Origin of the sequence: Komagataeibacter oboediens, from assembly GCF_003207815.1 — a bacterium.
Lineage (GTDB): Bacteria > Pseudomonadota > Alphaproteobacteria > Acetobacterales > Acetobacteraceae > Komagataeibacter > Komagataeibacter oboediens.
The window spans coordinates 1-4,883 of the sequence record NZ_NKTX01000114.1 but is presented as its reverse complement, the minus strand read 5'-3'; the positions used below and the strand labels follow the sequence as shown (position 1 = coordinate 4,883).

At 58.8% G+C, this 4,883-nt stretch carries 10 protein-coding genes; 9 read left to right on the top strand and 1 reads right to left on the bottom strand.

The features are described 5' to 3' along the window. Window positions 1-6: 6 nt before the first annotated feature. Complete coding sequence (locus CFR80_RS16920) at window positions 7-186, bottom strand: hypothetical protein (RefSeq protein ID WP_010515794.1); 180 nt, start codon at window positions 184-186, stop codon at window positions 7-9. Between the two features lie 45 nt (window positions 187-231). Between CFR80_RS16920 and CFR80_RS16915 the strand changes: the two genes are divergently transcribed. From CFR80_RS16915 to CFR80_RS16875, 9 genes are all read left to right on the top strand, one after another. Further along, a complete protein-coding gene (locus CFR80_RS16915) occupies window positions 232-540 on the top strand; it encodes a hypothetical protein (RefSeq protein WP_010515793.1) in 309 nt (102 codons plus the stop codon). Then, a complete protein-coding gene (locus CFR80_RS16910) occupies window positions 516-806 on the top strand; it encodes a hypothetical protein (RefSeq protein WP_110507756.1) in 291 nt (96 codons plus the stop codon). The genes CFR80_RS16915 and CFR80_RS16910 overlap by 25 nt, the downstream gene beginning before the upstream one ends. Continuing rightward, window positions 806-1,036 (top strand): hypothetical protein, encoded by a 231-nt coding sequence (locus CFR80_RS16905; protein ID WP_010515791.1) that lies wholly within the window; start codon window positions 806-808, stop codon window positions 1,034-1,036. The genes CFR80_RS16910 and CFR80_RS16905 overlap by 1 nt, the downstream gene beginning before the upstream one ends. After that, on the top strand, window positions 1,033-1,254 hold the full coding sequence (locus CFR80_RS16900) for a hypothetical protein (protein ID WP_258367923.1): 222 nt from the start codon (window positions 1,033-1,035) through the stop codon (window positions 1,252-1,254). The genes CFR80_RS16905 and CFR80_RS16900 overlap by 4 nt, the downstream gene beginning before the upstream one ends. Next, window positions 1,251-1,667 (top strand): hypothetical protein, encoded by a 417-nt coding sequence (locus CFR80_RS16895; protein ID WP_110507755.1) that lies wholly within the window; start codon window positions 1,251-1,253, stop codon window positions 1,665-1,667. Before CFR80_RS16900 ends, CFR80_RS16895 begins: the two co-directional genes overlap by 4 nt. Next, window positions 1,664-1,828 (top strand): hypothetical protein, encoded by a 165-nt coding sequence (locus CFR80_RS19525; protein ID WP_181418267.1) that lies wholly within the window; start codon window positions 1,664-1,666, stop codon window positions 1,826-1,828. The genes CFR80_RS16895 and CFR80_RS19525 overlap by 4 nt, the downstream gene beginning before the upstream one ends. Beyond that, entirely contained in the window at window positions 1,828-2,955 is a 1,128-nt protein-coding gene (locus CFR80_RS16890) for an HNH endonuclease (RefSeq protein WP_110507754.1), read from the top strand. The genes CFR80_RS19525 and CFR80_RS16890 overlap by 1 nt, the downstream gene beginning before the upstream one ends. A gap of 2 nt (window positions 2,956-2,957) precedes the next feature. Beyond that, the gene (locus CFR80_RS16885) at window positions 2,958-3,749 is read left to right on the top strand and encodes a hypothetical protein (RefSeq protein WP_050017701.1); all 792 of its coding nucleotides are present in this window, start codon (window positions 2,958-2,960) and stop codon (window positions 3,747-3,749) included. Between the two features lie 422 nt (window positions 3,750-4,171). Next, entirely contained in the window at window positions 4,172-4,741 is a 570-nt protein-coding gene (locus CFR80_RS16875) for a hypothetical protein (RefSeq protein ID WP_110507753.1), read from the top strand. The last annotated feature ends 142 nt before the right edge of the window (window positions 4,742-4,883 follow it).

Sequence of the window (4,883 nt, the reverse complement as noted above, 5' to 3'; positions counted from 1 at the left end):
GATGCCTCACCCGCGCCCCGCCAATTCAGTGGCCACCATGGCTGCCAGGTGCTGCCGGACCTCAATGGTCGCGAAGGGATGGGTTGCCGCCCATACCCGCGCCATGAGGACCAGCGTCTGTGGAATTGACAGGGTGCGGTCGGCTTCCTTCATGCCGTCCGCTGTTTCTATGGGCGGTTTTTCCAACAAGTGTTTCTCCAGTTCCGTTCGTCGCTGTTCGGAATGTGGAGCATGACGATGCAAATATCTCGGGAAAATCTTTCCCCCAATTTCACCCCAGAACGTGTGTCGAACGAAGACTGCGTCGAGGCCGTAAAACGGTCGATGCAGCACCGTTATGGGGAGGTTCGCAATGCCGCCAAACGGGTTTCCCGCAAGCACGGATGGTCGGTGAAGGCTTTCACAAATTGGCTCTACGGCAAGAACGCACCCCGCATGCATGACCTGATCGTGCTGATGGCGGATTGCCCGGAGTTGGAAAAAGAGGTCGGCCAGATGGTCGAAGAAACAAGGAAATGCCTACAGCAATCCAAACACTGAAATGGCGTGGCTTCGGCTTTGACCAGGGCGAAGGCTACGTCGAAATCCGCGTTGGCATGATCGGCTTTGCCTTTCTGCAACAGGAAGTCTGGGAGACGATGCGCCGCCTGCGCGCGGACAATGAAACGCTTCGGCGCGAAAATGAAAAACTGCGTGCCGACCTGCAGGATACGAACACGCGTCTGTTTGCAATCGGGGCGTGTTTGAACCCTTCCGTAAAGATCACGCGCAGTGCGACCGATGAAATGAAACGGGAGGCCGGGTAATGAAGCACAACACCCTCACCGACATTGATGTGCACCGCATAGTTTCCCACGCGATCAACAAAGCAGGGACGGCGCAGGCGTTCGCTGATCGCGTCGGTATCTCAAAATCGGCCCTCAGCAAACAGCGGAATGCCCGCACTGCACAGGGGTACACTCCCGAAGTATTGCTTGCGGCTGGCGTCAAGGTTCACCAGCCGCCGCGTGAATATTATCTGACGGATGATGTATGATGCCAGAAACCCGCACATGGACCCGCGTATCCGGCGTCGACCAGAACGGCACGTATTTCGTGGGGATATTCAACGTCCGGTCCGAGCGTGAGGCGCGGGACTGGCTGTGGCTTGAAAACTGGAAGTGGATCAGGGTCCGACTGACAGGACTGCGTTACGAGGCTTTGGGCCCGGGGGATCGCACATGCCCGTTCCCGGCGCGGGGGATGGCCGCATGATCACCTTCACCCTCCCCAAGCCCTTCCCGCTTCTCAATCACAGCATCGGCCAGAGCCGGTTTGCGCTCACTGGGATGCGCCGGAAGATGGCGCGGGCTGTTGCGGACGTGGCGCTACATTTGCGCCCCTCTGAGCCATTCCAGCGCGCCCATGTCCTGATCGAGCGCTATTCGTCCGGAACACCGGATGCAGACGGATTATATGGGGGTGCGAAATTTCTCATCGATGCCTTGACCACGCCGCGCCTGCTGAACGTCCGCACGCCGGGCGCACGGCAGCGCGTGAAGAACAAGCGCGGGATGGGCTTCGTCGTGGATGACGGGCCTGCGCACATGGATCTTGAGGTTCGATCCGTGAAGTGTCGGCTGTGTGAGCAGCGGACTGTTGTTACGATTACTGAGGTGGTGGCATGACCGATTTACCAGAACCCCTCACGCCTGAAGATTGTGACATGCGCAACATTCCGATGCCAGCCGAACTGATCCGCGCGCTAGCGGCTGATGCCGGGATAGATCCTGAATGGGCCATTCAGTTCGCGATTGAAAATGGCATGTCCATAGGAGGGCTGAACTGATGGCCCGAATTAGAAGTATTCATCCTGGATTATGGACCGACGAAGATTTCGTCAATCTGTCACCAGTCGCGAGGCTATTTTACATTGGCATCTGGAGCGAGGCAGATGACCAAGGTGCATTTGCATGGAAACCGATCACACTAAAAGCCCGTATCCTGCCGGCCGATAATGTCGACGCACTCTCCCTTTTACAGGAAATGATAGATTCTGGGGTTATTCGCAAAGCGGATGATGACGGTTCCCCCATCGGCCTACTAAAGAACTTCTGCAAATGGCAGCGACCCAAAAAGCCCGTTCTCCACTTCACTGTTCCTGAAGAACTGAGGGCATTCGTCGGGCTCAAGGATGAAGATGAGGGAACCAATCTCAGAAAGGCAATCTGGGCTCGGTTTGAGGGGAGGTGCTTTTATTGCGCTACGGAAGTTACCTACTACAGCAAAAAGCACAATAGTCTTGAAATCGACCATGTGGTTCCTGTGTCAAAGGGAGGATCTGATGACGATAGAAACCTCGCCTGTGCATGTCGAAACTGCAACCGATCAAAAAACAACATGTCTGCGAATGAGTTTTTCGCATTCCGAAAATTGAAGAAATTGCCAGTTTCGGAAGGTTTCGCAAATACGATTAATGGGCATATCAGTCCCGAATTATCACTTTCGCACTGCGAAAAAGAAAATTCGCAGTGCGAAAATGGTTTTCGCGTCGCAGATGGAGGATGGAGGAGGAAGGAAGAAGGAAGTAATATATCACCCTCACTTCGTTCGGGCTCTTCCTCATCGCCAAGCGCTGAGGCGAAGGGGCCGCGCGCTGCGGAGTTTGATGAGTTCTGGGCGGCCTATCCCCGGCACGTCGGAAAGGACGCTGCCCGGAAAGCCCACACCAAGGCGCGGACCAGAGCGGCCCAGGCTGAAATCATGCTTGGTCTGTCGAGGCAGGTGGCGGCTTGGCCGGACCGAAAATCCGACCGGGCGCAGTTCATCCCCTACCCAGCATCGTGGCTGAATAGCGGGGGCTGGCAGGATGACCCAAGCGCGTCTGCCGCTGCCGCGCCGTCTCCATCGACGCCCCAACGCAATCACGGTCGTCCCGCTATCTGGGACGCCGTGCCCGACCATCCGGGAGTTTGACCATGAACCACGTTTCGAAGATCCGTCCCGGTGCCATCGCGGCATACCGTCCTGCAGAACCTGCCGTTTCTGCGCTGATCGACGCACGGCGCGAGGGAATGGCGATCCTGCCGCGCGACGTGACCCCGGTCGTGGCCAGTCAGGCACGGGTTCAGTTGGCGTCCGCGCAGCACGCTATGCAGCCTGCGTCCCCCCAGATGGTCATGGGCTGGCTGAAGAAGCTGGCGGGAATGGTCGCTAACGCTCCGACCGACGAAGGCGCGGTTCGCGCGGCAGTCGAGGCTGTGATGGAAGTCTGTGGCGAACTGCCCGCCGGCGTCTGGTCGGTCACGTCGCGGCAGGCGTGGTGCCGTCAGCCCGCAGTCAATGGCCGACTGCCTGGCACGTTCTGGCCGCGCCCGGCGGAGATTTACGCGCTGCTGCGTCCTATCGCGGACCGGATTGCCCGTGAAGTCGAGGGCTGCAAGGCAATCTTGGCCATTGCGGACCAGAAGCCTGATACGCAGCGTGCACCACCGACCGAGGCCGAGCGCAAGGCTGTGGCTGAAGCGATGCGGCAGGTCAGCGTGGAACGTGCTGCCCGTGAGGCCGAAGAGGCCCGCGTCCGCTGCTTTGGCGACTACATGCCCGGAAACGACGCGACCCTGCGCGGCTGGGATCTAGTCCGAGCGCTTGAGGCTGATCTGCCGAAGATGACCGGCGAAATGCGCGATTTCACCGTGGAGCGGATTGCGGTGCTGAAACGGGCCGCCGAAGCCGCCGACGCATTACTCGGGGATGCGAAAAATGCCTGAAAACCGCGAAGAAAAAGGTACCAATCCCCATGGGGGGGATGGTACTATCGCGCATGGATAGTTCCGACGAAATCTGGCCGCACCGCTGCGGCGCCGACTACGTAGCCAACCTTGCCCCAGCGAAGAACTGGGACGTTGCCGCAACCATCTGCCAGATGCGGGCCGGATACGATATCGGGGAAGTCGGACGCGCTGTGCTGGCTGACATACCCCTGAGAGCGTCGAGGATTGGCGCTGAGGTCGGTGTAGCATCTGGGATAGGAGATTGACCGTGGACGATGCTAAGGGCGCTGTGCGGGCGAATATGGAGGGAAGGTAGTAATGGCCGATATCCTAAAAACCGCCGCCATCTGGACCCTATTCCTGCTCGTGATCCTGCCGGTTAGTGCTGTTTGCTGGGTGGTGGTCTGGTGGAGTGGGGAATGAGGGCATCAGGATACGAACGAAACACCAACGATTGGTATGTAGAGCCTGCATGGGCAGTTGACGCGCTCCTGTCGGTCGAACGTCAGTTCATTGGTCCCGTGATGGACCCGTGCTGTGGTGGCGGAAACATTCCCCGCCAGATGGAGGATCAAGGCGTTTCTACCGTGAGCGCGGACGTTTGCGATCGTGGCATGTGGCCGGTTGATATGGTTGGTGATTTCCGTAGTGCCATACCGGCAGTTGGCCCTAATAGTATCATCAGCAATCCGCCCTATGGTGAAGCGCGGGAGTTCATTGACTGCGCACTCGCACATACAGCGGATCGCGTTTGCGTGCTGTTGCGTCTGGCGTTTCTTGAGGGGATCGCTCGGCGCGATTGGTTCGCCACGGTTCCGCTTGCTCGCGTGTGGGTTTCATCGCGTCGCATGTCAATGCCGCCGGGCGGCTCTGATGTGCCGCCCAAGGGTGGCGCGATTGCCTATGCATGGTTTGTGTTTGAGCATGGATGGAGCGGACGTCCGGTTATTGGCTTTCTTCCGGATGTGGCGAAGGAGGTGGCGGCATGATCCCCCGCGCACAACGCCGCTTCCAGCAGGAAATGCAGGCGCGTGGGTGGTCCGTTTCCGTGTCGCGGGGTGGCCACCTTCGATGGGGCCACACCAGTGGCGCGATCTATTTTTCAGCCGGGACACCGGGTGACTGTCGGGC